Raw genomic sequence first — 26,801 nt, forward strand, 5'->3', positions numbered from 1 at the left:
ATGAGGAGACTCCAATGCAGAAGACGGGATGGAGCCGGCAAGCCGGCGCAATGATGATGCTGTTGCTAGGGTTGCTGCTGTTGCCGGCACTGGCGTGTGCCAAAGGTCCGGCCACCGGTACCGTGCTGGTGCTCGGTGACAGCCTCAGTGCCGCCCACAATATCCCGGCCGATGCAGGCTGGGTCAGCCTGCTGCAGCAGCGGGTCAGGCAGCAGTCGAAAACCCCGCCGCGCATCGTCAACGCCAGCATGAGCGGGGAAACCACCGCCGGCGCGCTGACCCGGCTGCCGGGCCTGCTGGGGCGGGAAAAGCCCACGGTGGTGGTGATCGCCCTCGGTGGCAACGATGCGCTGCGCGGCCTGACTCCGGCGCAGGTGCAGGGCAACCTGGAAAAAATGGTGCAGGCCAGCCAGAAGGCCGGTGCCAAGGTGCTGCTGCTGGGCATCGACGTGCCGCCCAACTATGGGCCGGGCTACCGCCAGCGCCTGGCGGCGGCGTACCGGACGCTGGCCACGCAGTACAAGGTGCCGTTGCTGCCGTTCCTGCTGGAAGGCGTGGCCCTGCAGCCGGGATTGATGCAGGCAGACGGCCTGCATCCCACCGCGCAGGCGCAGCCGAAAGTGCTGGACAACGTATGGCCGCTGCTGAAACCGCTGCTGTGAGCACGCCATCTTCTTTTCATTGACGCAACTTCACATCGCGTGCACCGTCGATCGGGCATGTTTCACAAAGCTGAAGAAAGAGGGATTCTCATGCGTCAGACGAAGGAGACTTCCGGCTTGGTGCTGGTGGTCGAAGACAACCGCAATATCTCCGAGATGATCGGTGAATACCTGGAAGGCCGTGGCTTCGAGGTGGACTATGCGCAGGATGGCCTGGACGGCTACCGTCTGGCTGCCGAGAACAGCTACGACGTGGTCGTGCTGGACCTGATGCTGCCGCGGCTGGATGGCATCGAAGTGTGCCGCCGGCTGCGCAACGATGCGCGCAAGTCGACCCCGGTGCTGATGCTGACCGCGCGCGACACGCTGGATGACAAGCTCACCGGCCTCGGTTTTGGTGCCGACGATTACCTGACCAAGCCGTTCGCGATCCAGGAACTGGAAGCCCGCCTGCGCGCGCTGATCCGCCGTGAACGTCGCCAGGTCGGTTCGGAAGTGCTCAAGGTCGCCGACCTGGTGCTCGATCCGGTCAGCATGCGTGCCACGCGTGCCGGCACCGAGCTGCAGCTGTCGCCGATCGGCCTGCGCCTGCTGACCATCCTGATGCGCGAATCGCCGCGTGTGGTCACCCGCCAGGAAATCGAACGCGAAATCTGGGGCAACGGCCTGCCTGATTCGGACACGTTGCGCAGCCATCTGTACAACCTGCGCAAGATCATCGACAAGCCGTTCGACCGGCCGCTGCTGCACACCGTGCAGAGCGCGGGCTATCGCATCGCCGATATCGCCCAGCCGATGGCCTGATCGACGTCGTGCCGGTGTTGCAGCAGAACCGGCACGGCCGTGGTCGGCAGGGAAGGGGTGAACGTTCCGGATGCCCGGTCGTCATCGTCCATGCACGATCACGGCACAGCGCGCTGCCTATAATCGCAGCGCTCTGACCGGGACACCGCAATGCCGCACGGCCTGCCGCGCAAGATCCGTATCGCCTTCATCCTGCAAGCCGTGCTGGCCAGCCTGGGTATCCTGCTGGGCGCCTGGCTGGTTTCGCTGGTGATCAAGCACAGCCTGGTCGGCGCTGCCCTGCGCGAAGAAGCGGCGTACTACTGGACGCTGCACGAGGCCTCGCCCGTGCAGCCGCCGCCCAATACCCAGAACATCCGTGGCTACCTGCTGGAACGCGGGCAGTCCAGCCTGTCACTGCCCGCCAACCTGCGCACGTTGGAACCGGGTTTCCACGAACTGCCCGACGACGATCAGCTGGTGCTGGTCGACGCCCGCGAGGAGGGCCGCCTGTACCTGGTGTTCCTGCGCTCGCGCGCGGAGATGCTGGCGTTCTGGTTCGGCATCGTGCCGGTGCTGCTGACCCTGCTGGCGGTGTATGGCGCCTCCTGGATCACCTACCGCGCGTCCAAACGCCTGGTGTCACCGGTGAACTGGCTGGCGCGGCGCGTCTCGCGCTGGGATCCGGGTCATCCGGAAGCGGCCGATCTGGAGCCGAACAAGCTGCCCGCGGACATGCAGGGCGAGACCCGGCAGCTGGCGGCGGCGCTGCATTCGCTGGCCAACCGGGTGACTGCGCACGTGGCACGCGAACGCAACTTCACCCGTGATGCCAGCCATGAACTGCGCACGCCGCTGACCGTCATCCGGGTGGCCAGCGACATGGCGCTGGGCGATGAAAGCCTGGAGCCGCGCCTGCGCCGCAGCCTGCAGCGGATCCAGCGTGCCGGACGGGACATGGAAGCGGTGATCGATGCGTTCCTGATCCTTGCCCGCGAGGCCGACGTCGAGCCGCAGGTGGAACTGTTCGACGTCAACGACATCGTCCGCTACGAAGTGGACAACGCCAACGAGCTGCTGGTGGGCCGGCCACTGGCGGTGCACCTGCACAGTGACGCGGCCGTGCAGCTGCATGCACCGCCGCGGGTGCTGCAGGTGGTGGTCAGCAACCTGGTGCGCAACGCCTGCAGCTACACCGACGAAGGTCGCATCGACGTGCACGTGCACAACGACCGGGTGGTGGTAAGCGATACCGGCATCGGCATGTCCGCCGACGCGCTGTCGCGTGCGTTCGAGCCGTTCTATCGTGCTGATCCCAGCCGTCCGCAGGGTACGGGCCTGGGCCTGTCGATCGTGCGTCGCCTGTGTGAACGCTTCGGCTGGAAGGTCAGCTTGACCAGCGAGCTGGGCAAGGGCACCGAGGCGACGGTGATTTTCCGCTGAGGGCCGGGCTGCGCCCGGCACCCGCAACAGCAACAGCAACAGCAACAGCGGGCATTCCGTGGGACGGCGGGGCCGCCGTGAACCCGTCCATGGGTGCTTGGTCGCCGCATCCATGCGGCTCACACCCCGCAAACCCACAGCGCCCCGCCTTCGACAGGTTCCCGCTGCTGTTGGTAGGTGTCGACCTTGGTCGACACGTAGATCCACGCCATGCGTGGATGAAGCGTCCCGGTAGTGCCGGCCGCTGGCCGGCAACCCCAGCATCACTCAGTTGCAGTTGACCTTCGGCGCCAGCGCCTTGGTCCAGATCGCATAGCCGGCCGGGGTCATGTGCAGCATGTCCTCGCGGAACAACGAGGCATCGGGCTGTCCATCGGCCCCCAGCATCGGCGTGTAGATGTCGGTGTAGCCGGTGTTGGGCAGCTTCGCCAACGCAGCCTTGATCTTCGCGTTGGCGTCGTTGATCGCCGGCAGCAGGTGCGCCCGCGACGGGCTGGGCTTGATGGAGACGTACTCCACCTTGGTCTTCGGCAGGTCGCGATGCACGCGCTGCACGAAGGCCACCACATCGTCGCGTACCTGGGTCGCGCTGCGGCCGCTGTTGAGGTCGTTGTCGCCGGCGTAGAAGAACACCTTGCACGGCGCGTACGGCACGATCGCCTGGCCGGCGTACCAGGTGCTGTCGCGGACTTCCGAGCCACCGAAGCCGCGGTTGAACACCGGTTGCCCCGGGAAGTCCTGGGCCAGGCTGTCCCACATGCGGAAGGACGAGCTGCCGATGAATTCGATGCCACCGCGCGGCGGCGGATTGGTGCGGTCGGCGGTGGCGAAGGAGGCCATGTCGGCGGCCCAGGCCACGTTGGAGACCTGCGCGGGTACCTGCGGCGGCGCCGGCGGGCTCAGCGCCTGGGCCAGCGGCGCGGCCAGCAGGCCAAGCAGGATCAGGCAGGTGCGGGGACGGGTCATCAGGCACTCCGGCAGGGCAGGGGGGCATCCATCATAGAAGCTGGTCCGGCCCTGCGCTTGGCTGTGCTGGGCCGTTCGCGGGGCCAAGCGGCGCGGCGTCCGGGGGTGCCGTGGCCGCCCTTGTGGCAAAATGGGGGCTGTCTGCCTATCCCTGTGCACCCATGATTCCCTGCCGTGCGTCTGAGCGGTCGCTGCGCCGCGCCCCTGTTGCTGGATGCTTCACCCGTGGCTGATCAGTTCGGCCACATGCCCCGCGGCCCACGTCGCATCTTCCAGGCCGCCCGCTGGTCCTGGCAGGGCCTGCGAGCTGCCTGGCTGCATGAGTCCTCGTTCCGGCTGGAGGTCTACCTGCTGGTGCTGCTGACGCCGCTGGCGATCTGGCTGGGCCAGACACCGGTGGAGCGCGCTCTGATGATCGGCTCGATGCTGCTGGTGCTGGCGATGGAGCTGGCCAACTCGGCCATCGAGGCGGTGATCGAACGCTATGGCGCGGAAATCCATGAACTGGCCGGCCGCGCCAAGGACATGGGCTCGGCGGCGGTGTTCGTGCTGATGATGAACGTGCTGCTGTGCTGGGCCCTGGTGCTGGTGCCGCGGTTGTTCCCGGCCAGCGTCGGCTGATCCTTCTTCCTCCCCCCTTGTTGAAGACTTCCCATGTCCCTTGAGCTTCTCGCCGATCCGAATGTCTGGTTGACCCTGTTCACCCTGAGCGCGCTGGAAATCGTGCTCGGCATCGACAATCTGGTGTTCATCTCCATCGCCGTCAGCAAGCTGCCCGAAGAGCGCCGCCCGTTCGCGCGCCGCCTCGGCATCGCCGTGGCCTGCATCACCCGTATCGGCCTGCTGGTGTCGCTGGCGTACCTGGCGCACATGCAGGCGAACCTGTTCACCGTGGCCGGCATGGGCATCTCCATCCGCGACCTGGTGCTGATCGTCGGTGGCCTGTTCCTGATCATCAAGGGCTGGATGGAGATCAAGGAAATGATCTCCGGTGGCGAGGACGAGGATCCGACCACCACCAAGACCTCGGCCGTGTTCGGCTACGTGATCGCGCAGATCGCGATCATCGACATCGTGTTCTCGCTGGACTCGGTGATCACTGCCGTCGGCATCGCCGACCACGTGCCGGTGATGGTGGCTGCGATCCTGCTGTCGGTGGCGGTGATGCTGCTGGCGGCCAACCCGCTGGGCCGTTTCATCGATGCCAACCCGACCGTGAAGATGCTGGCCCTGGCCTTCATCCTGCTGATCGGTGCCGTACTGATCCTGGACGGCCTGGACGTGCACGTGCCCAAGCCCTACATCTACGCCGCGATGGGTTTCTCGGTGCTGGTGGAGTGGCTGAACCTGCTGATGCGCCGCCGAGCACGGGAACACCACGTGCCGGGTGCCGGCGACTGGTAAGCACTACCCCGAACCCCCGGCCAGCGCCGGGGGTTCTGTTTTCCGGGCCCCGCTGCGCTCGCCGGGCATGGCCCGGCGCTACCCGGCTGGCCGACCTGCCCGCCACTTGTGAATCGGGATCAACACTGTTTTCCCGCGCCGAGGCTTACTCCCGGCCGGCAAAGCGCGCAGGCTACGCGCTCATTTTCCACAGGGCCTGCCCCACGCAGGCAACCCCCATGAATTCCAGAGCCGCATTGCTGGCACTCGCCGTCGGCGCCTTCGCCATTGGTACCACCGAGTTCACCCCGATGGGTCTGTTGCCGGTCATCGCCAACGGAGTGGGGGTCAGCATCCCCACTGCCGGCATGCTGATCACCGCCTACGCGGTGGGCGTGATGCTGGGCGCGCCGGTGATGACCCTGCTGATGGGGCGGTTCGGCAAGCGCACCGCGCTGATGCTGCTGATGTCGATCTTCGTGGTCGGCAACGTGCTGTCGGCGCTGGCTCCGAACTACGGCCTGCTGTTGCTGTCGCGGCTGGTGACCAGCCTCAATCACGGCGCGTTCTTCGGCATCGGCGCGGTGGTCGCCGCCAGTCTGGTGCCCAAGGACAAGCAGGCGGCGGCCGTGGCAACGATGTTCATGGGCCTGACCATCGCCAACATCGGCGGCGTGCCGCTGGCGACCTGGGTCGGCCAGCAACTGGGTTGGCGTTTGGCTTTTGCCGGCACTGCCGTACTCGGCGTGGTGGCGATCACCGCCTTGGCCATGGCACTGCCGGCCTCCGCAGCGGGTGCACGCCCGGATGTTCGACGTGAACTGAAATCGATCATGCAGCCGCAGGTGCTGCTGGCGATGGCGACCACGGTGCTCGGCGCAGGTGCGATGTTCACTCTCTACACCTACGTGGCGCCGGTGTTGACCGAGCTGACCGGAGCGTCCAATGCCTTTATTGCATTGTCGCTGGCACTGATCGGTATTGGTTTCACCTTCGGTAACGGTATCGGTGGACGCATGGCCGACTGGTCGCTGGACGGCGCCACGCGCATTTTGCTGGCCATCCTGGCGGTGCTGATGTTCGTGCTGCCGTTGGCCTTCATGAGCCACGCGACCGCAGCGCTTGGCGTGTTGCTGTTCGGCGCGGCGACCTTCGCCATCGTGCCGCCGCTGCAGATCCGGGTGATGCAGGCGGCGAGCGAGGCGCCGGGATTGGCGTCGTCGATCAACGTCGGTGCGTTCAACCTGGGCAATGCACTGGGCGCGGCGCTGGGTGGTGCGGTGATCAGCCTTGGGCTGGGCTACGCGGCGATTCCGGTGGCCGGTGGCCTGCTTGCGGCGTCGGCGCTGCTGCTGGCGTGGCTGGGGCGTGCTCGCGTGCCGGCTGCTGAGGCTTGCTGAGGGGTTTGGCAGCAGGGCTGCGCCCTGCACCCGCCTAGGCAACGACAACAGGCCGGAGTAACGGCAAAAGCTGGCTATCCGTGGGATGGCGGGGTGGATCCGGTTGCGGGGGACGCCGTAAACCCATCCCTGGGGGCTTGGCCGCGGCATCCATGCCGCGGACACCCCCGCAACCGGACCCACCCCGCCTTCGACAGTCTCCCGCGATCTGTCGGGACGGCGTTCTGTGCTGCTGGTAGATGTCGACCTTGGTCGACACAAATGTCTGAAGAATCGGTTTTTGCTTTTGATTCTTCTTTTGATCTTCCCACAGTGCGCAGGAAACCGTCCGTGGCCGGGAGGGTGGGTTGGCTGGGGGCGTAAGCGCCAAGGATGGCGCGCCCGAGCCTACAAGGACGTATTCACGGCGTCCCCCAGCCAACCCACCCTCCCGGCCCACCCTGATATCCAGCAGACACAACCCCCGCGGAGGGGGCGGCGCCCGATGGCCGACGATGGCCGACACTCTCCACACGCCCGTTAACACCGACCATGGCATGCTCGGCGCTCAGTCCACCCGGAGCCTTGGCCATGCGCCTGTTGACCCGCCTCATTCCCCTGTTGCTGCTGGCCTCCCTGCTGTCCGGCTGCGGCTACAACGCCATCCAGCAGAAGGACGAAGCGGTCAAGGCCAGCTGGTCCGAAGTGCTCAACCAGTACAAGCGCCGCGCCGACCTGGTGCCTAACCTGGTGCAGACCGTGAAGGGTTTCGCCAGCCAGGAAGAGCGCGTGCTGACCGAAGTCACCAACGCCCGCTCGCGCGTTGGCCAGATCAACGTCAACGCCGACGATGAAGCCTCGCTCAAGCAGTTCCAGCAGGCCCAGGGCGAACTCGGCAGCGCGCTGTCGCGCCTGCTGGTGGTCACCGAGAACTACCCGGTGCTGAAGTCCGACCAGAACTTCCGCGATCTGCAGGCGCAGCTGGAAGGTACCGAGAACCGCATCACCGTCGCCCGGGGCCGCTACATCCAGCAGGTGCAGGACTACAACACCTACATCCGCTCGTTCCCACAGCTGATCACCGCCAAGATCTTCGGCTACCAGCCCAAGCCGAACTTCACCGTGGAAAACGAGGCGCAGATCTCCAACGCGCCGGCGGTTGATTTCGGCAACGCGCCACAGCAGCAGCCAGCCCCGGCCCCGGGCCACTGACCGATGCGCCTGGCCACCACGCTGCTGGCCCTGTTGCTGTGGCTGCCGTTGACCGTGCAGGCGCAGACCCTGGCGCCGATCCCGGCGCTGGATTCGCCGGTGGTCGATACCACCGGCACCCTGGATGCCGCGCAGAAGCAGGCGCTGGTGCAGCAGGCGCTGGACCTGCAGCAGCGCAAGGGCAGCCAGATGCAGGTGCTGGTGGTGCCGACCACGCAGCCGGAAGACATCGCCCAGTACACCACCCGCGTGTTCGACCAGTGGCAGATCGGCCGCAAGGGCGTGGATGACGGCGTGCTGCTGGTGGTGGCCAAGGACGATCGGCGGGTGCGCATCGAACCGGGTTATGGCCTGGAAGGTGCGATTCCCGATGCGATCGCCAACCGGGTGATCCAGGAGTACCTGGTGCCACGTTTCCGCGCCAATGACTATGCCGGTGGCATCACCGACGCCACGGCGATGCTGGTGAAGATCATCGACGGCGAACCGCTGCCGGCGCCGGTCAGCAGCCAGCAGGGACGCGCGCCCGAGGGCGGCGGCGATACCTGGTTCCTGGCGTTGTTCATCGGCGTGTTCGCCGGCAGCATCCTGCGCGGCGTGTTCTCACGCGTACCGCGCCCGCTGCGCGGCCTGCTGGGGGGCGCCGGTGCGGCCGTTGCTGCCTTCCTGTTCACCTCCACACTGCTGGCCAGTGGCCTGGCCGGCGTGGTCGGCCTGGTGGTGGCGATGCTGTCCGGCCATCCGGGGCGCTTCGCTGGCGGTGGCGGCTGGGGTGGAGGCAGTTGGGGCGGTGGCGGCTTCGGCGGCGGTGGTGGATTTGGCGGTGGCGGCGGCTGGGGCGGTGGTGGTGGCCGTTCCGGCGGCGGCGGCGCGTCGGGGGGCTGGTGATGATCCAACGTCTGTGCAGGCATCTGTTTTCGCCATCGGTACGCCGCGCGTTCCCGCCGGCCACGCTGCAGGCGATCACCGAGGCGATCGCCGCGGGCGAGCAGCGCCATGGCGGCCAGGTGATGTTCGCCGTCGAGGCCGATCTGCCGCTGCACGCGCTGTGGCACAAGGTCACCCCGCGGCAGGCGGCCGAGCATGCGTTCGCCCGCCTGCGCACCTGGGATACCGCGCACAACAACGGCGTGCTGATCTACCTGCTGCTGGCCGACCATGCCATCGAGATCGTCGCCGACCGCGGCCTGCAGGGGCGGGTCGCGCCCGAGCAATGGCAGCGGGTCTGCACCCACCTGCGCGAGGGCCTGCGCGGCTCCCAGCCGGTGGCGGCGCTGCGCGATGCCATCGATGAGGTTTCCACCCTGCTGGAAGGGCACTTTCCGGCCTCGGCGCGGTCCGATCAGGACGGCCTGCCGGACACGCCGCAGATCCTGGGCTGAAGCCCGGCAATCGCGTGACCGGGGCCGCCGCGAGGCCGCTCCCGGGCGGCGCTAGAATATCGGCATCCCTGCAAGGCGCCCTTCATGATCTATTTCCACGACATCGACCCCATCGCCCTTTCGTTGGGACCGATCAAGGTGCACTGGTACGGCATCATGTACCTGCTCGGCTTCACCGCCGCCTGGCTGCTGGGGCGCAAGCGGATCGCCGACGGGCGCCTGCCGGGCGTCGATGCCAACGGCTTCTCCGACCTGCTGTTCTACGCCATGCTCGGCGTGGTGCTGGGCGGCCGCATCGGCTACATGCTGTTCTATGCGCTGGGTGATTTCCTGCACAACCCGCTGCTGCTGTTCAAGGTGTGGGACGGCGGCATGAGCTTCCACGGTGGCCTGCTGGGCGTGATCGCCGCCTGCTGGTGGTGGTCGCGCAAGCATGCGCTGCACTTCTTCGACACCATGGATTTCATGGCGCCGCTGGTACCGCTGGGCCTGGGTTTTGGCCGCATCGGCAACTTCATCGGTGCCGAACTGTGGGGCAAGTACACCGACGGCAGCTGGGGCGTGGTGTTCCCGTCCGGCCTGCCGGCGCCGCTGAACCAGCTCGACCACGCCACCCTGCAGTCGCAGTTCGCCAGCGGTGCGCTCAACCAGTTCGCCCGCCATCCGTCGCAGTTGTATGAAGCGCTGCTGGAAGGGCTGGTGATGTTCGTGGTGTTGTGGACGGTGTCGGCCAAGCCGCGCCATCGCTATCTGATTGGCGGCCTGTTCGCGCTGCTGTACGGCATCTTCCGCTTCGCCGTCGAGTTCGTGCGCATGCCCGACAACGGCGTCTATGTGGCGTTCGGCTGGCTGACCAAGGGCCAGATCCTGTGCGTGCCGCTGATCGCCTTCGGCCTGGTGCTGCTGGTGATGTCGCGCCGCGCGCCGGTGCTGCAGCCGCAGCCGCTGGTGGTGGCGGAGGGCAAGGCATGAAGGCCTACCTGGACCTGCTTTCGCACGTGCTCGAACACGGCGCGGAGAAGAGCGACCGCACCGGCACCGGCACCCGCAGCGTGTTCGGCTGGCAGATGCGCTTCAACCTCAACGACGGCTTTCCGCTGGTCACCACCAAGAAGCTGCACCTGCGCTCGATCATCCACGAGCTGCTGTGGTTCCTGAAGGGCGATACCAACATCGGTTACCTCAAGGACAACCAGGTGCGCATCTGGGACGAGTGGGCCGACGACAACGGTGACCTCGGCCCGGTGTACGGCAAGCAGTGGCGCAGCTGGGCCACGGCCGACGGCGGCAGCATCGACCAGATGCAGTGGCTGGTGGACGAGATCAAGCGCAACCCGGATTCGCGGCGGCTGGTGGTCAGTGCCTGGAACGTGGGCGAGCTCTCGCAGATGGCGCTGATGCCGTGCCACAACCTGTTCCAGTTCTACGTGGTCGACGGCAAGCTCAGCTGCCAGCTGTACCAGCGCAGTGGCGACATCTTCCTCGGCGTGCCGTTCAACATCGCCAGCTACGCGCTGCTGACCCACATGGTGGCGCAGGCCACCGGCCTGGGCGTCGGCGATTTCGTGCACACGCTGGGCGACGCGCACCTGTATTCGAACCACTTCGAGCAGGCCCGCGAGCAGCTGACGCGTGAACCGCGCGCGCTGCCGAAGCTGTGGTTGAACCCGGAGGTGACCGATCTGTTCGGCTTCCAGTTCGATGACATCCGCATTGATGGCTACGATCCACATCCGGCGATCAAGGCGCCGGTGGCGGTATGAGCGCGCGCGCGCGCGTTGTGGCGCTGCTGGCGTTGGCTGGCCTCGCGCCGCTGAGCCTGGTCCAGGCGGCGCCTGCAGACACCCTCGCATTGGCCCGGCAGGTCAACGAGCAGATCGTGCACGAGCACATGCGCGGGGAATTGCAGTCCTTCGTCCGGTCGCTCGATGGCAGCGCCCCACTGCCCAGCGACATGCCGGCCGGCTGCCAGGCGCAGGTGCGCGAGGCGGTGACCGGCATGTACGCGGCGATGGCCGAGCACCTGAAGGCTGGCATCGAAGAGCCCGCCTACCAGCATGAGCTCGAGCAGCGCCTGGCGGTGGTCTATTCCAGCAAGGATCTGCAGGGATTCCTGGCGCGCAGCGGCAGCACCGACGTTGCCACGCTGTCCCGCGACATCCTGTCGGGACCGGGCCTGGAGGAGATCAAGGACGCGCAGATGCAGAGGATCCTCGAAGGCCTGGACGAGAATTCCACGTCGGACCCGGCGCTGGCGGCGGCGCTGCGCGCGGCCAGTGCCGCCAACGAAGCCTGTACACGCCTGCAGATCGATGCCGGCTGAGGAGGCCGCACCATGAAACTCTCGATGATCGTGGCACTGGATCGCAACCGTGGCATCGGCCAGGGCAATGCCATGCCCTGGCACCTGCCGGACGACTTCAAGCACTTCAAGGCGCTGACCCTGGGCAAACCGATCCTGATGGGGCGCAAGACCGCCGAATCGATCGGACGGGTGCTGCCGGGGCGGACCAACCTGGTGCTGACCCGCAGCGGCCAGGTGCCGTTCGAGGGCATGCGTGCGGTGGCCTCGCTGGACGAGGCGCGGGCCATTGCCGAAGGCGAAGGTGCCAGCGAGCTGTGCATCATCGGCGGTGGTGAGATCTTCCATCAGCTGCTGGACCAGGCCAGCGACCTGTATCTGACCTGGGTGGATGCCGAAGTGCCGGCCGACACCCATTTCCCCGAGGTGGACGCGCAGGACTGGCAGGAAGCGAGCAGCGAGCCGCACCCGGCTGACGAACGCCACGCGTACGCGTTCCGCTTCGTGCATTACGTGCGCAGCTGAGCGCGGAGTCCTGTAGAGCCGAGCCATGCTCGGCTGCTTTTGGCGGACACAAATCGCAGCCGAGCATGGCTCGGCTCCACAGCACCGCCTCACTCACGGCATGCGGTAGTGCCCGATGATCGTGTGCTGGAACAGCAGGTTTTCTTCCCGCGTACCCCGCGCGATGTTGTGCAGCACCAGCGGCGTGCCGTCGGCCAGGCGCCGGTCGGAGACGATGCCCACGTGCAGCAGGCCGTTGCCGTTGAGCTTCCAGGCCACGATGTCGCCGGCAGCGAAGTCGCTGGCAAGCGCACTGATCGGCTGCTGCCAGCCCTGACGATCGAACCAGCGCATCAGGTTGGGCACGCGCCGATGATCGATGTTCCGATCCGGTCGTGACAGGCCCCAGAGCGCCGGATAAGCGCTGAAATCAGCGCGCATGTCTTCATTCACGCGGACCTGCAGGTCCAGCCCTTGTGTACGCAGGGCGCGGACCACTACGTCGGTGCATACGCCGCGATCCGGGGGCACATCGCCACCGGGGTAGGCCAGCACCCGATAGGCAGGGTCGTAGCGGGTGGTGACGCCGATCTGCGCGCGGGCGGCAGCGACCAGCGGTGGTGAAGGTGTCGGTGCCGTTGCAGGGGCGGCGGACTTGTCGGCGCCGGCGGTCGCTGGCGACGACGTGGGCTGGCAGCCGCTGGCCAGGGCCAGCGTCAGCAGCAGCACCATCCATGGTGCGCGGTTGCCTGGCTTCATGCCGAAGGAGGCGTGCCGTTGTTGTTGCCGCCACCACCGCCACCGCCACCGCCACCACGGCGGCGGCGCCGACGCGGACCACGGTTGCCGGGGGCGCCGGCCGTTGCAGCGTTGCCGTTGCCCTGGCCGCTGTCCTTGCCTTGCCCTGCCGCGCGCTCATGGGCAGGCCGCGCAGGCGGCCGCGCGTTGGCGACGGGTGCCGGCACATCGCGTCCCGGTACCTGCACCACACGCAGCTCATCGGTGTCGAGCTGGATCGCGGTGAGCTTGCCGCCCCACACTGCACCGGTGTCGATCGCGTGGATGCCCTGGGTGATGGTCAGGCCGAGCGCGGACCAGTGGCCACAGACCACCTTCAGGTCGCGCTCGACCCGGCCCGGCACTTCGAACCAGGGATACAGCCCCTGTTCCTGGGTGCCCGGTGTGCCCTTGTCCTCGATGCCGATACGGCCGCGCGAGGTGCAGTAACGCATGCGCGTCAGCACGTTGATGATCGCCCGCGAGCGCTCGTAGCCGGTCAGGTTGGGCGCCCAGCTGGGCTTGTCGCCGTACATGTTGCGGAACAGCTTGCGGTAGCCGGCACCGTGCAGCTGCACTTCCACTTCGGCCGCATGCTTCTCGGCCATCTGCGTGGTCCACTTCGGCGCCAGGCCGGCATGCACCATCATCCAGCCCAGTTCGCGGTCCACGTGCACCAGTTTCTGCAGGCGCAGCCAGTCCAGCAGCACGTCACGGTCTTCGGCCTGCACGATGCGCAGCAGGTCCGGGTTGACCTTGCGCTGTTCTTCTTCGGTGCGCGCACCGACGGCCAGCAGGGAAAGGTCGTGGTTGCCGAGCACCACCACGCTGTGTTCGCGCAGCGAATGCACCAGCCGCAGCGTTTCCAGCGACTGTCCGCCGCGGTTGACCAGGTCGCCACAGAACCACAGGGTGTCCTGCGCCGGATCGAAGCGGATCTTTTCCAGCAGGCGCTGGGTTACGTCATAGCAGCCTTGCAGGTCGCCGATCGCCCATACACTCATCGTTCGGCCTCCGTGTCAGTGCAGGGTGCGCGGGATGGCCAGCACGAAGGGTGCGACCGGCGCGGCGAATTCGGTGCCATCGTCGGCCACCATGTCGTAATGGCCCTGCATCGTGCCGTGCTCGGTGCCGAGCATGACACCTGAGGTGTAATGGAAGTCTTCACCCGGACGCAGGCGCGGCTGTTCGCCGATCACGCCATCGCCATCGACATGCTCGACGCGGCCGTTGGCATCGGTGATGCGCCAATGGCGTGCGACCAGGCGGGCGGCAACGCGGCCCTGATTGTGGATGCGGATCGTATAGGCGAACGCATAGCGACCGTCTTCCGGTGCGGATTGGTCGTCGAGGAAGCGCGGCGCGACTTCGACGGAGATGGCGTAAACGTCAGCGTCTTCCATACCAGCAGTGTAATCAGGAGGCATTGGCCAAAGCGATGAATTCAGCCACGTCCAGCTGTTCGGCGCGGGCGTCGGGACGCACGCCGGCGGCCACGAACTGCTCGGCGCTGACCACGTTGTTCAGGGCATTGCGCAGGGTCTTGCGGCGTTGGCCGAAGGCGGCCCTGACCACGTCGGCGAAGCGCTTGTGGTCCTTGATGTTGATCGTGGCCGGATCGCGCGGTATCAGCCGCACCACGGCCGAGTCGACCTTCGGCGGCGGCCTGAACGCACCCGGCGGCACCACGAACAGCGAGGTCACCTCGCAGTAGGCCTGCAGCATCACGCTGAGGCGGCCGAACACCTTGCTGCCGGGACCGGCAGCCATGCGATCGACCACTTCCTTCTGCAGCATGAAGTGCATGTCGGAAATCACCGCAGCGTGTTCCAGCGCATGGAACAGGATCGGCGAGGAAATGTTGTAAGGCAGGTTGCCGACCAGACGGATCGGCTGGCCATCGGCCAGCTCGGTGAAATCGACCCGCAGCACGTCGCGGTTGACGATGGTCAGCTCGCCCAGCGGTTCGGCGGCGGCGGTCAACGGCGCGATCAGATCGCGGTCGAACTCGATCACCGTCATCTTCGGGTGCACGCGCAGCAGCGGCAGGGTGATCGCACCCTGGCCCGGGCCGATCTCGACCAGGCGGTCGCCGTCCCTGGGATTGACCGCCATCACGATCTTGTCGATGTAGTAGCGGTCGGCAAGGAAGTGCTGGCCGAGCTGCTTCTTGGCCGGGGCGGAAAACACCGGGCCGGAGGGGGAATGCGGGGAAGTCATGTGCTCAGTGTACGTTGCCGCGCCAGCCGCGCACACAGCGTCGTGGCGGCCTGCAGGCTGGAAGGATCGGCAATGCCGCGGCCGGCAAGATCCAGCGCGGTGCCGTGGTCCACCGCCACGCGCGGGTAGGGCAGGCCCAGGGTCAGGTTCACCGCCTGCTCGAAGCCGGAGTACTTCAGCACCGGCAGGCCCTGGTCGTGGTACATGGCCAGCACGGTGTCGAAGCCGGCCAGCTTGGCCGGCAGGAACGCGGTATCGGCCGGCAGCGGGCCGATCAGGTCCATGCCCTCGCTGCGCAGGCGCTGCAGCAGCGGGATGACCAGATCCAGTTCCTCGCGACCGAGGTGGCCGTCTTCGCCGGCATGCGGGTTCAGGCCAAGCACGGCGATGCGCGGTGCGGCCAGGCCGAACTCGCGGCGCAGCGCGGCATGCACGGTGCGCAGGGTGTGTTCCAGGCCGGGGCCGGTGATCGCATCGGCGACCTCACGCAGCGGCAGGTGGGTCGTGGCCAGGGCAACGCGGACGATGTGGTTGGCCAGCATCATCACCACCTTCACTCCGGCCTGGTCGGCCAGCAGTTCGGTGGTGCCGCTGTAAGCAATGCCGCCCTGGTTGATCACCGCCTTGTGCACCGGGCCGGTCACCACGCCGTGCAGTTCACCGGACAGGCAGGCTTGGCCAGCACCCAGCAGGGCAGCGATCACTGCGCCTGCGTTGGCAGAGTCGGTATGGCCAAAACGGCTGGGGGTGCTGTTGGCGACGGCGCGCAGGCGCAGGTCGCCGGGGACGCGGGCATGCGCGTCCTCGGGCAGCAGTTGCAGGGGCAGGTTCAGCGCGGCAGCGGCCGCGCTCAGGGTGTCCGGATCGGCAAATGCCAGCAGCCGGCAATCATCGCGCGGCTGCTGGACCAGTCGAACACACAGCTCCGGGCCGATCCCGGCGGGCTCGCCCGGTACCAGAGCGAGCTCGGGGAGCATGGCTCAGGACTGCGGCGGCGTGGCGGTATTTTCCGCCCGGTCACCGCTGCGGAAGCTGACGTAGGCTTCGCCACGCAGTTCCTGCAGGAAGCGGTTGTACTCGTCTTCCAGCTTGCGGCGGCCGATGGTCTCGCGGACCTGGGCGCGCTGGTTGTCGCTGCCGACGTCGGTCTGGCGGGTGCCCACGCGCTGCACGATGTGCCAGCCCGCATCGGTGCGGAACGGCTGGCTGACGCCGCCGTCCTGGATGCCTGCCACCTGCTGGCCGAAGGCCGGGCCGAATGCGTCGGCCGGGAACCAGCCCAGATCGCCGCCCTGGCCCTTGCTGTTGGTGTCCTCGGACGATTCCTTGGCCACCTGCTGGAAGTCGGCACCGCCGGCAATGCGGGCGCGCAGGGTATCGATCTTGGCCTTGGCGGCCGCGTCGGACTGTGCATCGTCCACGCGCACCAGGATATGGCGGCCGTGGTACTCGGTGACGGTGTGGGTGCCTGCCGCCGCGCTGGCGTCACGCACTTCCACCAGCTTCAGCAGCTGGAAGCCGCTCGGGCCGCGGATCGGGCCAACCACTTCGCCAGGCTTCATCTGCTGCATCGTCTGTGCGAACGCCGCCGGGATTTCATCCAGGGTGCGCCAGCCGAGGTCGCCGCCTTCCAGTGCATTGGGGCTGTCGGAATAGCGCACGGCCGCCGCATTGAAGTCCAGTTCGCCCTTGTCCAGCAATGCCTTCACGCCGTCGGCCTTCTTCTGGCCGGTGGCGATCTGCTCGGCGCTGGCGCCATCGGGCAGGGCGACCAGGATGTGGGCCAGGTGGAACTGGTTGCCGGCATCGGCCTGCTGCTTCAGGGCCGCATCGACCTCGCCTTCGCTGACGCTGATGCGGCTCTGCGCAAAGCTCTGGCGCAGGCGCTGCACGGTGATCTCGTCACGCACCGAGGCGCGGAAATCGTTGAAGTCGATGCCGTCATGGGCCAGGCGCTGACGCAGGGCATCCAGGGTCGAACCATTCTGCTGGGCGATGGCGTTCATCGCCTGGGTCAGTTCCTGGTCGCTGACACGGATACCGCTGCCCTGGGCGCGGGCCACCTGCAGCTTGACCAGCACCAGGCGCTCCAGCACCTGGCGGCTGAGCACATCATCCGGGGGCAGCTGGGCCTCGCGGCCGGCGTACTGCGCCTTGATGTTGGCGATCGCACGCTGGAGCTCGCTCTGCAGGATCACGTCCTCATCGACGACAGCAGCGATGCGGTCCAACGGCTGGGCCTCCTGCGCAATGACCTGCAGGGGGGCGGACACGCTGGACACCGCCAGAAGCGATGCGAGGAGAACGGGGAAGCTCTTGGTCATGGGATCTGATTCGGATCGTAGTCATCGCGGGCCGCTCCGGTGTTGCTGGGCGGCACGAGATAGAGGTCGTCGCGGTTGTAGCCGAGGATAGCACGGCGCAAAGTGCGGTCCGTGTCCTGGCCGAGGGAGCTCAAGCCCTTGAGCACGAACTCGAGCTGGATGGAGTTGTTCATTTCGCCTTCGCGGTTGCGTACGTAGCGGCGGGCCACGGCGCGCACGGCCAGGCAGCAGCTGTCCCACTGTACGCCACCGATGATCTCCAGCGGTTCCTTGTCCTGCAGCGAGTAGTAATAACGACCGACCAGGCTCCAGCGCTCGTTCAGCGGGTACAGGAACGACAGGTCGGCCTGTTCCAGCAGGGTACGGTCGTGCTTGTTGGCGTTGGCCGGGGCACCGGAATTGATGCGGTAACGGTAGCTCAGGTTGACCACGCCATCGTTGGACATCAGGTAGCGGGCACGCACGCTGGCCAGATCCTCGCGCTTGTACTTGGGATCCCACTGATAGGTGGCGCCCAGCGTCCAGCGGTCGTTGATCATGTAGTTGCCGTCGGCGATCCAGGCCGACTTGCCCTTCTCCACCGGCGCACCGCCGGGAGTCACGCTCACCCGCGATTCGTCGAAGTACTGGATCTGGCCGATGGAGGCCGAGAAGCGCTCCTTGCCGGTGGTCTGGTCGATGAAGCGGGTGCCCAGCGCCAGGGTCAGCTGGTTGGCGTCGTTCTGGCGATCGGCACCGGTATAGCGCGAATCGCGGAACAGCTGGCCCCAGCTGAAGGTGAAGTCGCGGGTATCGAAGATCGGCAGTTCGTCCTGGTTGCGATAGGGCGTGCGCAGGTAGAACAGGCGCGGTTCCAGGGTCTGCAGGAACGACTTGCCACCGATCTTCGTCTCACGATCGAAGAACAGGCCGGCGTCGAGGCTGGCGATCGGCAGGCTGCGACTGGGCGAGGTATTGCCGCGCAGCTGTTCCGGCGTGGCCGTGTTCGGATCGATGCCCTGCGAGACCAGGATGCTCCTGCGGGTGGCATCGGCCAGCCCGCGGTCCAGCTCGTAGCCGGTGTAACGGTAGGCCAGGGTCGGGGTGACGTACCAGGCCGCGCCGCTGATCGGGAACGACACGTAGGGCTTCACATCCAGGCGCGAGCCGCCGTAAATGCGCTGGGTCTGGCCGTTGCGCGTGTACTGCAGGTCGGGACCGGCACTGGCGTCGTACTTGAAGTTGATGTCGTCGTGGGTGAAGCGCACGGCCTCGGCATAGACACCGGTCTCCAGCCACGGCAGCAGCGGCTTGTCCCAGTTGACGTACAGGCGCGGCTGGCGGTTGTAGGCCAGCGCGCGCTCGTCGAGAGTGTAGTCGGTCAGCTGCCAGCGGTCGGCCATGATGCCGGCCGTCCAGTTCTTGCCGGTGCCGTACAGGCCCACGGTGCTCTGCAGGTTCGAGGCGGTGACGCCCACCAGGCGGTTGGCGAAGTCTTCCACGTAACGCTCGTCGCTGACCCAGGCCAGGTTGGCGCGGGCCTGCCAGTGATCGTCGAGGTTGTGGTAGCCGCCGAACATCACCCGGCCGCGGTCGCGGTCGCGCAGCTTGTCGTTGGGCATGAACGCGGTCAGCAGTTCGCCGCGGCCGCCTTCATAGAGGTAGCGGAACTCGTTGTCGAGCATCAGGCCGCGCCGGCTCATATAGCGCGGGGTCAACGTGTCGTCGTAGTTCGGCGCCAGGTTGAAGTAGATCGGCTGTGCGTAATCGAAACCGTTGCGGCCGGACATGCCCAGCTGCGGGAACAGCAGGCCGGTCTTGCGCCGGTCATCGATCGGGAACTTGAAGTAGGGCGCCCACAGGATCGGCACCTTGCCGATCCGCAGCACCGCGTTGCGGGCGGTGCCGAAGCCTTCGTCGTTGTCGACTTCGATCTCCGGCGCCGTCAGCCGCCATACCGGCTGCGACGGGTCGCAGGTGGTGTAGGTGGAGCGGTGCATCTGCCCGACCGCGCCCTGCAGGTCGACCGATTCGGCTTCGCCATTGCCGCGGCGCGACACCAGCTGGTACTGGATGTCGGTGATCTTGTGGGTGTCGCTTTCCTGGTTGCCCTCGGCGCGCTTGGCGACCATCCGGATCGAGGCATCCTGGTAACGGACGTTGCCGTCGGCGACGTAGTTGCCGCTTTCGGTATCGAAGCTGAGCTTGTCGGTGCCGACGAACTGGTCGCCCCGGCGCAGCGCCACGTTGCCCTGGTACTGCGGCACGGTGGTGGTGCCCAGCAGCTGGTCGCCCTCGATGTCGGTGGGCTGCTGTTCGCGCGCAGCGCTGGCGGCAGCCTTGTCCTGGCCGGGCACCGGCGTCGGCGCGTCGGTGAACGCAGGGATCACGTCCGTGGCCGGGCAAAGGCCCCAGTTGAGCGGCTTGTCATCAGCCCATGCCGGAAGGCAGACGGCGATGCTCAGGGGCAGGGGAAGCAGGCGGAGGGCTCGGCGCACGCGGTTCGGATTCGGGCGAAAACGGACGGTAGCTTGCCCCATCCCTTGCATAGGGGCAATGAAGGCCTCCCCGGATTGCCGGTTCGGGTTCATCCAGGCCCGTTGCCGGAAGGCGTCGCCATCAGTGCCTGCAGATGGGCCACGCTGCACTCGGCCAGGGCCTGCAGGTCGTATCCGCCCTCCAGCATCGACACCACCCGGCCAGCGGCATGGCGGCGTGCCAGCGCGTGCAGTTCGCGGGTGATCCAGGCGAAATCGTCGGTCTCCAGCATCAGGTCGGCCTGCGGATCGCGCAGGTGGGCATCGAAGCCGGCCGAGATCAACAGCAGCTGGGGGCGGAAGTCGTCGATCGCCGGCAGCATCTCGTCGGCCCAGACGTTGCGGAAGCGGAAGCCACCACTGCCCGGTGGCAGCAGGATGTTCATCAGGTTGCCGGCGCCGCGGTCACGGCGCAGGCCGGATTCGGGGAACAGGCCTGCCTGATGGGTGCTGTAGTAGGACACCCGGGCGTCGTGCTGGAAGATGTCCTGGGTGCCGTTGCCGTGGTGGACATCGAAGTCGACCACCGCGATCCGCTCCAGACCGTGCCGGTCGCGGGCGTAGGCGGCGGCAATGGCGATGTTGTTGAGCAGGCAGAAGCCCATCGCGGTACTGCTGGTGGCATGGTGGCCGGGCGGGCGTACTGCGCAGAAGGCCAGTGGATCCTCACCCAGCATCACTGCATCGACGGCCGCGACACCTGCGCCGGCGGCATGCACCGCAGCACTGGCCGAACCCGGCGAGGTCCAGGTGTCCATGTCCAGCTGGCGCAGCGGCGTGGTCTGCTGTTGCAGCACCAGATCCAGCAGCGCGCTGTCGTGGACCCGGGTCAGTTCGCCGAACTTCGCCGGTGGCGCTTCGCGCCACTCCAGTTGGCCAGGGAAGGCCTCATGCAGCGCATCGAGCACCACCTGCAGGCGTTGCGGGCATTCAGGATGGCCAGGGCCGGGATCGTGCAGCAGGCAGGCGGGATGGGTGAAGACCAGCATGGCGGCTCAGCGCTGGCGATGCTGTGGTTGCCACAGCGCTTCGCCGTGGCCATCGGCCCGTGCCAGTACCCGGGCCAGCACGAACAGCAGGTCTGACAGCCGGTTGAGGTACTGCAGCGCTTCGCTGCGTACCGGTTCCACCCGGGCCAGGGCGACCGTGTCGCGCTCGGCGCGGCGGACCACGGTACGGGCCATGTGGCAGCGCGCGGCGGCCTCGCCACCGGCTGGCAGGATGAACTCCTTCAGCATCGGCAGGTCGGCGTTGTAGTGGTCCAGCTGCTGTTCCAGCGCCGATACGTCGGCGGCGTGGATCGCAGCATGGCCGGGAACGCACAGTTCGGCGCCCAGATCGAACAGCTGGTGCTGCAGGTGCACGACCAGCGCGCGGACGTCTTCCGGCAGCGGCACGGCCAGCAACAGGCCGAGCGTGGCATTGGCTTCGTCGACGGTGCCATAGGAGGCAACACGCAAATCGTCCTTGCCGACCCGGCTGCCGTCACCCAGGCCGGTGCTGCCGTCGTCGCCGGTGCGGGTGTAGATGCGCGAGAGGCGATGACCCATGGCGCGGCTCAGTGATGGATGTCGCGGCGGGCCTGCAGGAGCTTGAGCACCTGCTCCACGGCCAGCTGCAGTGCGGCGGCCAGGGCCACGTAGATCGCGGTGGTGCGCAGGTAGGGGCCGAACCACTGTGCGTAGTTCTGCGCCCAGCCGGCCATGGTGGGCTCGGCCACGTTCTGGCTGGTCCAGTAGAAACCACCCTGTGCCAGCAGATGGCACAGCGCCACCGACGTCACCAGCAGCAACGCACCCTTGCCCAGCACCGACCACTGCGCACTGCGGTAATTGCGGCCCAGCAGCATGCCGCCGGCCCACATGGCGAAGTACGCCGGCAACAGCAGCCAGTAGCCCGGCGACACGCAGTAGTGCTGCCAGAAATCGAGGCCGCTGCTGCGGATCACGATCCAGTCGACCAGCACCGCGAACACCATCAGCAGCGGGAACGCCCAGCGGGTCCAGCGGGCGAGGTAGAAGCCGCCGATGAAGAACACGGCCCAGGAGGCGTCCGGGATTGCCGCGAAGTGATTGACGCGGGTCGCCGCCAGCAACAGCACGAGCACTGACAGGACGAAGGCGCGGGGTGCGGAGTCGGACATGGCGGTGGGGGCCGGAGCGGATTCAGGTTTCATTCTAGCCCGGCGCGACGCTTGGCGCAGGCGGGGCCGTGCCGGGCATGCAGGCGCGGCGAGCGCGTATCATGCGCCCATGAGTGAACGACATGACGTGCTGATCGTCGGTGGGGGTCTGGTGGGTGCCAGCCTGGCCATCGCCCTGGACCGGCTGGGCCGCGACGTGGGCCTTCTCGAGGCCAGTCCGGCTGGCGAACTGCCAGCAGTGTTCGACCAGCGCAACCTCAGTTTTGCCGCAGCCACCATCAACGCGCTGACCGCGCTGGGGGTCATGCAGAAGCTGTCGATGGCGCCAGGCCCGATCCGCCGCATCCATGTCAGCCGCGCCGGTGATTTCGGCCGCGTGCAGCTCGATGCAGCGGACTACGATCGGCCGTGGTTCGGCCAGGTGGTAGTGGCGCGTGATTTCGGCCAGGCGCTGGAAAGCCGGCTGCAGGAGCTGCCACGGCTGCGCCGCTACCGGCCGATGCGTTTCCTTGGCCTGGGCGAAGTGATTGACGGCTACCGCCAGGTGCGGGTGGCCGACGACAGCGGCGAGCGCATGCTGTTGGCGCGGCTGGTGGTCGGTGCCGACGGCACCAGCAGCGGCGTGCGCGATGCGTTGGGCATCGAGGTCGATCGCCACGATTTCCAGCAGACGCTGTTCGTGGCCCGCGTGCGCAGCCAGCGTGCCCCCGATGGCACTGCGTGGGAGCGCTTCACCGATACCGGGCCGACGGCGTTGCTGCCGCGTGGCGACCGCCATTTCGGCACCGTGCACGGCGTTGCCCGTGACCAGGCCGAGGCGGTGATGGCGCTGGACGACAGCGCTTGGCTGCAGCGCCTGCAGCAGGCCATCGGCTGGCGCGCGGGTCGCCTGCTCGACTCTGGTCCGCGCAGCGCCTATCCGCTGATCCAGGTACTGGCGCGCGCGCTGGTGGGGGAGCGCACGGTGCTGCTTGGCAACGCCGCGCAGACCATCCACCCCCTGGGTGCGCAGGGCTTCAACCTCGGCCTGCGCGATGCGTTGACGTTGGCCGAGCTGCTGGAAGTGGAGGGCGACGCCGGCAGTGATGCGCTGCTGCGGTCCTACGTAGCCCGCCGCGAGGAGGACCGCCGGCAGACGGTGGCGTTCTCCGGTGGTCTTGCCCGGCTGACCAGCAATCCGGCGCCGCTGCTGCGCCCCCTGCGCAGCCTGGGCCTGGTCGCCGCACAGCGCGCCTCGGTGCAGTCGATGCTGGTTGGCGGTGCAATGGGCTTCCGTGGCGACGTGCCGCGCCTGTGCCGTGGAGAAGCTGCATGAACCGCCGCGCACGCCTGGACGTAGTAATTGTGGGCGGCGGTGTGGTCGGTGCTGCCTGTGCGCTGGCCCTGGCCGATGCTGGTCTTGCAGTGGAATTGGTGGAGGGCCGTGAACCTGCGCCGTGGCAGGCCGTACAGCCGGATCTGCGGGTGTTCGCCTTCGCCGCCGACAACGTGCAGTTGCTGCAGCGACTCGGCGTGTGGCCGACGATCGCGCAGGCGCGGGCCTGGCCGTACCGGCGCATGCAGGTGTGGGACGCAGCCGGTGGCGACGACCTGCTGTTCGACGCGGACCGTTTCGGCCGTCGCGAACTGGGTTTCATCGTCGAAAACGGCTTGCTGCAGGATCGCCTGTGGGCGGCGCTGCCGGCCGCCGGCGTGGAGCTGCATTGCCCGGCACGCGTGGAAGCGCTTGAGCAGGACGAGCACGGTGTGCGCCTGCGCCTGGATGATGGCCGTCGCATCGAAGCCGCGCTGGCCGTGGCCGCCGACGGTGCGGAATCGACCCTGCGCGGACTGGCCGGGATCGAGGTCGAGCGCCACGATTACCAGCAGCGCGGCGTGGTCGCCTATGTGGACAGCGAGCTGCCCAACCAGGCGACGGCCTGGCAGCGTTTCCTGCCGACCGGTCCGCTGGCGTTGCTGCCGGTGGCCGAGCGTCGCAGCTCCATCGTCTGGACGTTGCCCGACGACGAGGCGGCACGCGTACTGGCGCTGGACGAAGACGCATTCAATCGTGAACTGACCCGTGCCTTCGCCGCACGCCTGGGCGAACTGCGGCTGGCCTCGCCGCGCGCGGCGTTCCCGCTGCGCCGGCAGCTGGCCCGCCACTACGTGGCCGGTCGCGTGCTGGCGCTGGGCGATGCTGCCCACGTGGTGCATCCGCTGGCCGGGCAGGGCGTCAACCTCGGCCTGCGCGACGTCGCCGCCCTGCAGCACTGGCTAGCGCCGTCCGCCGCACGTCGTGGGCAGCCACGGTTTTCGCCGCAGCGTCTGCAGCGCTGGGCGCGTGAGCGTCGCAGCGACAACCAGATCGCCGCTTACAGCTTCGACGCGATCAACCGGCTGTTCTCCAACGACGAGATGCACCTGACCCTGGCGCGTGGCCGCGCGCTGGGCTGCGTGAGCAAGTGGCAGCCGCTGGTGCAGGCCTTCTGGAAGCGCGCCGCAGGGGTATGACCGCGGGGTGCCAACCAAGGTTGGCAACTACCAACCACGGGTGATGCGGGCCCGCGCCGAATCGCTTCTGGTAGACGCCAACCTTGGTTGGCGCGCGTGCCCCGGATCATCCACCGGTAGCGCCGGGCCATGCCCGGCGAGCGCGCAGCGCGGTTCATGGATCCCGCCGGGCATGGCCCGGCGCTACCGCCGTCGGTAGATCCACGCCATGCGTGGATACCGTTACCGCAGCGGCGTCAATCCACCAGCCAACCGGCCAGATCGGCGCGGTCCAGCTTGCCGCGACGCTTCACGTCCAATGCGTTGAACTCGTCGGCAAGCGCCGGGTTCACCTGCGCCTCCTCACGGCTGATGAAGCCATCACCGTCCACGTCCAGCTCGGCGAAATGGATGCGGTACTGGCCGACCACGCTGGCCGGCGCCACCGAACGCACCGTTACCGGGGTTTCGCCCAGCGGCACCACGATGTCGACGCTGCCGGTCACCCGGCCGGCCGACAGCGACTGCTGGCGGACCACGCCACTGTCATCGCGCAGCGGAGCGCTCTGCGCCGGCTGCGGGCGCGCCGGCTGTGCCAGTGCCGGCGATGCCAGCAACGCGGTACACAGCAGCAGGAAAATGCGCAGGGTGTTCATCAGCGCAGCGGCGACGCCAGCACCGTGATTTCCTCACGGTCGTGGTACAGCTGCTTGGCACGCACCACCAGCGGCTTGCCGGCCTGGTCCTGGAACAGGTCCAGGCACAGGCGCGTTTCGTCCCAGCGCTTCTTCATCGGCAGCTTCAGGTTGAAGATCGCGTGCCTGCACCAGCCCTCGCGGAACCAGGTGGCCATGCGTTCGGCAACGCGACGCGGCTGCTCGACCATGTCGCAGACCATCCAGTCCAGCGGCTGTTCCGGATGCCAATGGAAGCCATCGGCACGCAGGTGCTCGACCAGGCCGGTGTCCAGTACGTGCTGGCGCAGCGGGCCGTTGTCGATGCTCAGCACATGCACGTGCTGGCGGGTCAGCACCCAGGTCCAGCCGCCCGGTGCTGCGCCGAGGTCGGCCGCGCGCATGCCCGGGCGAACCAGCGCTTCGCGTTCTTCCGGGGCAAGCAGGGTCAGCAGTGCCTCATCCAGCTTCAATGCCGAGCGCGAGGGTGCGTCCGGCAACAGCTTCAGGCGCGGAATGCCCAATGCCCAGGGTGCACTATCGTCCGGGTTGGCCACGCAGATGAAAGCGTGCGTGCCATCGACGAACACCACGTGCAGGCGCGGCAGGCGTGCGTTGGGTTTGTCGCTGAGTTTGCCGGCCTTGCGCAGCGCCGGGCGCAGGGCATTGCCGAACGCACGCGCCAGTCCGGACAGCGGTTTGCCAGCGTCCGAATCCGGATGCTCCACCCACAGATCACCAAAGCGCGGCGCATCGGCCAGCACGTCCAGCATCGGGGTGATGCGGTCGGCCGGGTCCAGCTGCGGCAGCTCGGCCAGCACCACCAGCTTCTGGCGGGCGAAGATCAGCTCGCGCCACGGCAGCCGCGGTGCAAGCGCTGCGGCTTCGTCGCACATGAAGAGCACGTAGCCATCATTGCGCTGGGTACGGGCGTAACCGGCAAAGCCGGCGGCACCTGCGCGGAACTGCAGTTCGCCGGCCAGCTCCGGCTCGAAGCCCTGCCGGCACAGGCACAGCAGGCCGATGCCGGCCTCAGTAACGGGCGCCATCGCTTTCCCCATAGGCACGCAGCACGCTGCGCGCCGCATCGCGGTTCAGACCCTGCACCACCTCGATGCCGCGCTTGTTGAGTTCGCCCACCCAGTCGGCCGGCAGCGGGCCTTCATCGAACGGGGTCAGCTCTTCCACGTCGGCCGAACTGGCACCGATCAGCAGGCGGTCGATGCCGGCCCACACGGTGGCGCCGTAGCACTGGCAGCACGGCTGCGAGCTGGTGGCCAGGGTGATCGGCGACAGCACCGCGTTCAGGCGCGGGGTCTGCAGGCGCTGCTGGGCCAGCATGTAGGCCATGTTCTCGGCGTGCGCCAGCGAGGTCGAGTGCGGCATCACCCGGTTCACGCCGGCGGCGATCACCTTGTCATCCGGCCCGAACACCACGGCGCCGAACGGGCCGCCACTGGCGTGGTCGACGTTCAACCGCGACAGCTCGATCGCCAGCGCGACCTTGGCCTCGTCGCCCGGATATCGACGATCCAGGTCGATCTGGTCGTGGATCCAGGCGGGAAGGGTCAGGTGGACTTGCGCGTACAGCATCGCGGGGGTGCCTCGTTGGGAGTGAAAGGAACAGGTGCAGCAGATGTCGGCGCGCAGTGTAGCGGC

The 26,801-nt window shown here is 67.5% G+C and carries 29 protein-coding genes; 15 read left to right on the forward strand and 14 right to left on the reverse strand.

The window, feature by feature from the left end; translation table 11 throughout:
• Positions 1-14: 14 nt before the first annotated feature.
• The 3 genes from HFK18_RS14385 (at position 15) to HFK18_RS14395 (ending at position 2,888) form a co-directional block, all read left to right on the forward strand.
• The gene (locus tag HFK18_RS14385) at positions 15-662 is read left to right on the forward strand and encodes an arylesterase (RefSeq protein ID WP_180166783.1); all 648 of its coding nucleotides are present in this window, start codon (positions 15-17) and stop codon (positions 660-662) included.
• Between the two features lie 90 nt (positions 663-752).
• Positions 753-1,466 carry a response regulator transcription factor gene (locus tag HFK18_RS14390; protein ID WP_002811889.1) on the forward strand — a complete coding sequence of 238 codons (714 nt, stop codon included), beginning with the start codon at positions 753-755 and terminating at the stop codon, positions 1,464-1,466.
• Positions 1,467-1,616: 150 nt separating this feature from the next.
• Positions 1,617-2,888, forward strand: a complete 1,272-nt coding sequence (locus tag HFK18_RS14395) for a HAMP domain-containing sensor histidine kinase (protein ID WP_180166784.1) — start codon at positions 1,617-1,619, stop codon at positions 2,886-2,888.
• A gap of 267 nt (positions 2,889-3,155) precedes the next feature.
• Here HFK18_RS14395 and HFK18_RS14400 read toward each other — a convergent pair whose 3' ends face one another.
• A complete protein-coding gene (locus tag HFK18_RS14400; RefSeq protein WP_180166785.1) occupies positions 3,156-3,854 on the reverse strand; it encodes an SGNH/GDSL hydrolase family protein in 699 nt (232 codons plus the stop codon).
• A gap of 225 nt (positions 3,855-4,079) precedes the next feature.
• Between HFK18_RS14400 and HFK18_RS14405 the strand changes: the two genes are divergently transcribed.
• The 10 genes from HFK18_RS14405 to HFK18_RS14450 all read left to right on the forward strand — a co-directional run bounded on the left by HFK18_RS14405 (position 4,080) and on the right by HFK18_RS14450 (position 12,037).
• On the forward strand, positions 4,080-4,475 hold the full coding sequence (locus HFK18_RS14405; RefSeq protein WP_025877898.1) for a diacylglycerol kinase: 396 nt from the start codon (positions 4,080-4,082) through the stop codon (positions 4,473-4,475).
• Positions 4,476-4,508: 33 nt separating this feature from the next.
• On the forward strand, positions 4,509-5,258 hold the full coding sequence (locus HFK18_RS14410) for a TerC family protein (RefSeq protein ID WP_099820261.1): 750 nt from the start codon (positions 4,509-4,511) through the stop codon (positions 5,256-5,258).
• Between the two features lie 218 nt (positions 5,259-5,476).
• Positions 5,477-6,637, forward strand: a complete 1,161-nt coding sequence (locus tag HFK18_RS14415; protein WP_180166786.1) for an MFS transporter — start codon at positions 5,477-5,479, stop codon at positions 6,635-6,637.
• 570 nt (positions 6,638-7,207) lie between these two features.
• Positions 7,208-7,828: a LemA family protein gene (locus HFK18_RS14420; RefSeq protein ID WP_025877902.1), complete on the forward strand. Its 621-nt coding sequence runs from the start codon at positions 7,208-7,210 to the stop codon at positions 7,826-7,828.
• A gap of 3 nt (positions 7,829-7,831) precedes the next feature.
• Entirely contained in the window at positions 7,832-8,716 is an 885-nt protein-coding gene (locus HFK18_RS14425; protein ID WP_180166787.1) for a TPM domain-containing protein, read from the forward strand.
• Positions 8,716-9,210, forward strand: coding sequence for a TPM domain-containing protein (locus tag HFK18_RS14430; RefSeq protein WP_180166788.1), 495 nt, complete (start codon positions 8,716-8,718; stop codon positions 9,208-9,210). Before HFK18_RS14425 ends, HFK18_RS14430 begins: the two co-directional genes overlap by 1 nt.
• A gap of 84 nt (positions 9,211-9,294) precedes the next feature.
• Entirely contained in the window at positions 9,295-10,182 is an 888-nt protein-coding gene (lgt, locus tag HFK18_RS14435; RefSeq protein ID WP_100551599.1) for a prolipoprotein diacylglyceryl transferase, read from the forward strand.
• Complete coding sequence (locus HFK18_RS14440; protein WP_180166789.1) at positions 10,179-10,973, forward strand: thymidylate synthase; 795 nt, start codon at positions 10,179-10,181, stop codon at positions 10,971-10,973. The genes lgt and HFK18_RS14440 overlap by 4 nt, the downstream gene beginning before the upstream one ends.
• A complete protein-coding gene (locus HFK18_RS14445) occupies positions 10,970-11,533 on the forward strand; it encodes a hypothetical protein (RefSeq protein WP_180166790.1) in 564 nt (187 codons plus the stop codon). Before HFK18_RS14440 ends, HFK18_RS14445 begins: the two co-directional genes overlap by 4 nt.
• Positions 11,534-11,545: 12 nt before the next feature.
• Positions 11,546-12,037, forward strand: a complete 492-nt coding sequence (locus HFK18_RS14450) for a dihydrofolate reductase (RefSeq protein WP_180166791.1) — start codon at positions 11,546-11,548, stop codon at positions 12,035-12,037.
• A gap of 93 nt (positions 12,038-12,130) precedes the next feature.
• Here HFK18_RS14450 and HFK18_RS14455 read toward each other — a convergent pair whose 3' ends face one another.
• The 10 genes from HFK18_RS14455 to HFK18_RS14500 form a co-directional block, all read right to left on the reverse strand.
• Positions 12,131-12,775: a DUF1287 domain-containing protein gene (locus tag HFK18_RS14455; protein ID WP_180166792.1), complete on the reverse strand. Its 645-nt coding sequence runs from the start codon at positions 12,773-12,775 to the stop codon at positions 12,131-12,133.
• The gene (locus HFK18_RS14460) at positions 12,772-13,797 is read right to left on the reverse strand and encodes a symmetrical bis(5'-nucleosyl)-tetraphosphatase (protein WP_180166793.1); all 1,026 of its coding nucleotides are present in this window, start codon (positions 13,795-13,797) and stop codon (positions 12,772-12,774) included. Before HFK18_RS14460 ends, HFK18_RS14455 begins: the two co-directional genes overlap by 4 nt.
• Positions 13,798-13,812: 15 nt before the next feature.
• The gene (gene apaG, locus HFK18_RS14465) at positions 13,813-14,196 is read right to left on the reverse strand and encodes a Co2+/Mg2+ efflux protein ApaG (RefSeq protein ID WP_025877914.1); all 384 of its coding nucleotides are present in this window, start codon (positions 14,194-14,196) and stop codon (positions 13,813-13,815) included.
• A 13-nt stretch (positions 14,197-14,209) separates the two neighbouring features.
• Positions 14,210-15,013 carry a 16S rRNA (adenine(1518)-N(6)/adenine(1519)-N(6))-dimethyltransferase RsmA gene (gene rsmA, locus HFK18_RS14470; RefSeq protein ID WP_089238873.1) on the reverse strand — a complete coding sequence of 268 codons (804 nt, stop codon included), beginning with the start codon at positions 15,011-15,013 and terminating at the stop codon, positions 14,210-14,212.
• Positions 15,010-15,990, reverse strand: a complete 981-nt coding sequence (pdxA, locus tag HFK18_RS14475) for a 4-hydroxythreonine-4-phosphate dehydrogenase PdxA (protein WP_180166794.1) — start codon at positions 15,988-15,990, stop codon at positions 15,010-15,012. Before pdxA ends, rsmA begins: the two co-directional genes overlap by 4 nt.
• Positions 15,991-15,993: 3 nt before the next feature.
• Complete coding sequence (locus HFK18_RS14480; protein WP_099820249.1) at positions 15,994-17,337, reverse strand: peptidylprolyl isomerase; 1,344 nt, start codon at positions 17,335-17,337, stop codon at positions 15,994-15,996.
• A complete protein-coding gene (gene lptD, locus HFK18_RS14485) occupies positions 17,334-19,814 on the reverse strand; it encodes an LPS-assembly protein LptD (protein ID WP_343202966.1) in 2,481 nt (826 codons plus the stop codon). Before lptD ends, HFK18_RS14480 begins: the two co-directional genes overlap by 4 nt.
• An 89-nt stretch (positions 19,815-19,903) precedes the next feature.
• Positions 19,904-20,842: a histone deacetylase family protein gene (locus HFK18_RS14490; protein WP_180166796.1), complete on the reverse strand. Its 939-nt coding sequence runs from the start codon at positions 20,840-20,842 to the stop codon at positions 19,904-19,906.
• Between the two features lie 6 nt (positions 20,843-20,848).
• On the reverse strand, positions 20,849-21,403 hold the full coding sequence (locus tag HFK18_RS14495; RefSeq protein WP_180166797.1) for a cob(I)yrinic acid a,c-diamide adenosyltransferase: 555 nt from the start codon (positions 21,401-21,403) through the stop codon (positions 20,849-20,851).
• Positions 21,404-21,411: 8 nt separating this feature from the next.
• Positions 21,412-21,996, reverse strand: a complete 585-nt coding sequence (locus HFK18_RS14500) for a hypothetical protein (RefSeq protein WP_180166798.1) — start codon at positions 21,994-21,996, stop codon at positions 21,412-21,414.
• Positions 21,997-22,105: 109 nt separating this feature from the next.
• On the opposite strand from HFK18_RS14500, the gene ubiH reads away from it, so the two are divergent.
• Positions 22,106-23,311 (forward strand): 2-octaprenyl-6-methoxyphenyl hydroxylase, encoded by a 1,206-nt coding sequence (gene ubiH, locus HFK18_RS14505; protein WP_099820246.1) that lies wholly within the window; start codon positions 22,106-22,108, stop codon positions 23,309-23,311.
• Positions 23,308-24,489, forward strand: coding sequence for a UbiH/UbiF family hydroxylase (locus tag HFK18_RS14510; protein ID WP_180166799.1), 1,182 nt, complete (start codon positions 23,308-23,310; stop codon positions 24,487-24,489). The genes ubiH and HFK18_RS14510 overlap by 4 nt, the downstream gene beginning before the upstream one ends.
• Before the next feature lie 236 nt (positions 24,490-24,725).
• Here the strand turns inward: HFK18_RS14510 and HFK18_RS14515 are convergent, their stop codons facing one another.
• From HFK18_RS14515 to HFK18_RS14525, 3 genes are read right to left on the reverse strand one after another with little or no spacing between them, the layout of a single operon-like run.
• Positions 24,726-25,124, reverse strand: coding sequence for an EF-hand domain-containing protein (locus HFK18_RS14515; protein ID WP_180166800.1), 399 nt, complete (start codon positions 25,122-25,124; stop codon positions 24,726-24,728).
• Positions 25,124-26,191, reverse strand: a complete 1,068-nt coding sequence (gene rlmM / locus HFK18_RS14520; RefSeq protein ID WP_180166801.1) for a 23S rRNA (cytidine(2498)-2'-O)-methyltransferase RlmM — start codon at positions 26,189-26,191, stop codon at positions 25,124-25,126. The genes HFK18_RS14515 and rlmM overlap by 1 nt, the downstream gene beginning before the upstream one ends.
• Positions 26,175-26,735, reverse strand: a complete 561-nt coding sequence (locus HFK18_RS14525) for a nucleoside deaminase (RefSeq protein ID WP_033830398.1) — start codon at positions 26,733-26,735, stop codon at positions 26,175-26,177. Before HFK18_RS14525 ends, rlmM begins: the two co-directional genes overlap by 17 nt.
• Positions 26,736-26,801: the final 66 nt, after the last annotated feature.

Origin of the sequence: Stenotrophomonas sp. SbOxS2, from assembly GCF_013416715.1 — a bacterium.
GTDB lineage: Bacteria > Pseudomonadota > Gammaproteobacteria > Xanthomonadales > Xanthomonadaceae > Stenotrophomonas > Stenotrophomonas lactitubi.

Coding starts and splice junctions, on each gene's coding strand:
- HFK18_RS14385 (WP_180166783.1), top strand. CDS start 15: ATGCAGAAGACGGGATGGAGCCGGCAAGCCGGCGCAATGATGATGCTG.
- HFK18_RS14390 (WP_002811889.1), top strand. CDS start 753: ATGCGTCAGACGAAGGAGACTTCCGGCTTGGTGCTGGTGGTCGAAGAC.
- HFK18_RS14395 (WP_180166784.1), top strand. CDS start 1,617: ATGCCGCACGGCCTGCCGCGCAAGATCCGTATCGCCTTCATCCTGCAA.
- HFK18_RS14400 (WP_180166785.1), bottom strand. CDS start 3,854: ATGACCCGTCCCCGCACCTGCCTGATCCTGCTTGGCCTGCTGGCCGCG.
- HFK18_RS14410 (WP_099820261.1), top strand. CDS start 4,509: ATGTCCCTTGAGCTTCTCGCCGATCCGAATGTCTGGTTGACCCTGTTC.
- HFK18_RS14415 (WP_180166786.1), top strand. CDS start 5,477: ATGAATTCCAGAGCCGCATTGCTGGCACTCGCCGTCGGCGCCTTCGCC.
- HFK18_RS14420 (WP_025877902.1), top strand. CDS start 7,208: ATGCGCCTGTTGACCCGCCTCATTCCCCTGTTGCTGCTGGCCTCCCTG.
- HFK18_RS14425 (WP_180166787.1), top strand. CDS start 7,832: ATGCGCCTGGCCACCACGCTGCTGGCCCTGTTGCTGTGGCTGCCGTTG.
- HFK18_RS14430 (WP_180166788.1), top strand. CDS start 8,716: ATGATCCAACGTCTGTGCAGGCATCTGTTTTCGCCATCGGTACGCCGC.
- lgt (WP_100551599.1), top strand. CDS start 9,295: ATGATCTATTTCCACGACATCGACCCCATCGCCCTTTCGTTGGGACCG.
- HFK18_RS14440 (WP_180166789.1), top strand. CDS start 10,179: ATGAAGGCCTACCTGGACCTGCTTTCGCACGTGCTCGAACACGGCGCG.
- HFK18_RS14445 (WP_180166790.1), top strand. CDS start 10,970: ATGAGCGCGCGCGCGCGCGTTGTGGCGCTGCTGGCGTTGGCTGGCCTC.
- HFK18_RS14450 (WP_180166791.1), top strand. CDS start 11,546: ATGAAACTCTCGATGATCGTGGCACTGGATCGCAACCGTGGCATCGGC.
- HFK18_RS14455 (WP_180166792.1), bottom strand. CDS start 12,775: ATGAAGCCAGGCAACCGCGCACCATGGATGGTGCTGCTGCTGACGCTG.
- HFK18_RS14460 (WP_180166793.1), bottom strand. CDS start 13,797: ATGAGTGTATGGGCGATCGGCGACCTGCAAGGCTGCTATGACGTAACC.
- apaG (WP_025877914.1), bottom strand. CDS start 14,196: ATGGAAGACGCTGACGTTTACGCCATCTCCGTCGAAGTCGCGCCGCGC.
- rsmA (WP_089238873.1), bottom strand. CDS start 15,013: ATGACTTCCCCGCATTCCCCCTCCGGCCCGGTGTTTTCCGCCCCGGCC.
- pdxA (WP_180166794.1), bottom strand. CDS start 15,990: ATGCTCCCCGAGCTCGCTCTGGTACCGGGCGAGCCCGCCGGGATCGGC.
- HFK18_RS14480 (WP_099820249.1), bottom strand. CDS start 17,337: ATGACCAAGAGCTTCCCCGTTCTCCTCGCATCGCTTCTGGCGGTGTCC.
- HFK18_RS14490 (WP_180166796.1), bottom strand. CDS start 20,842: ATGCTGGTCTTCACCCATCCCGCCTGCCTGCTGCACGATCCCGGCCCT.
- HFK18_RS14495 (WP_180166797.1), bottom strand. CDS start 21,403: ATGGGTCATCGCCTCTCGCGCATCTACACCCGCACCGGCGACGACGGC.
- HFK18_RS14500 (WP_180166798.1), bottom strand. CDS start 21,996: ATGTCCGACTCCGCACCCCGCGCCTTCGTCCTGTCAGTGCTCGTGCTG.
- ubiH (WP_099820246.1), top strand. CDS start 22,106: ATGAGTGAACGACATGACGTGCTGATCGTCGGTGGGGGTCTGGTGGGT.
- HFK18_RS14510 (WP_180166799.1), top strand. CDS start 23,308: ATGAACCGCCGCGCACGCCTGGACGTAGTAATTGTGGGCGGCGGTGTG.
- HFK18_RS14515 (WP_180166800.1), bottom strand. CDS start 25,124: ATGAACACCCTGCGCATTTTCCTGCTGCTGTGTACCGCGTTGCTGGCA.
- rlmM (WP_180166801.1), bottom strand. CDS start 26,191: ATGGCGCCCGTTACTGAGGCCGGCATCGGCCTGCTGTGCCTGTGCCGG.
- HFK18_RS14525 (WP_033830398.1), bottom strand. CDS start 26,735: ATGCTGTACGCGCAAGTCCACCTGACCCTTCCCGCCTGGATCCACGAC.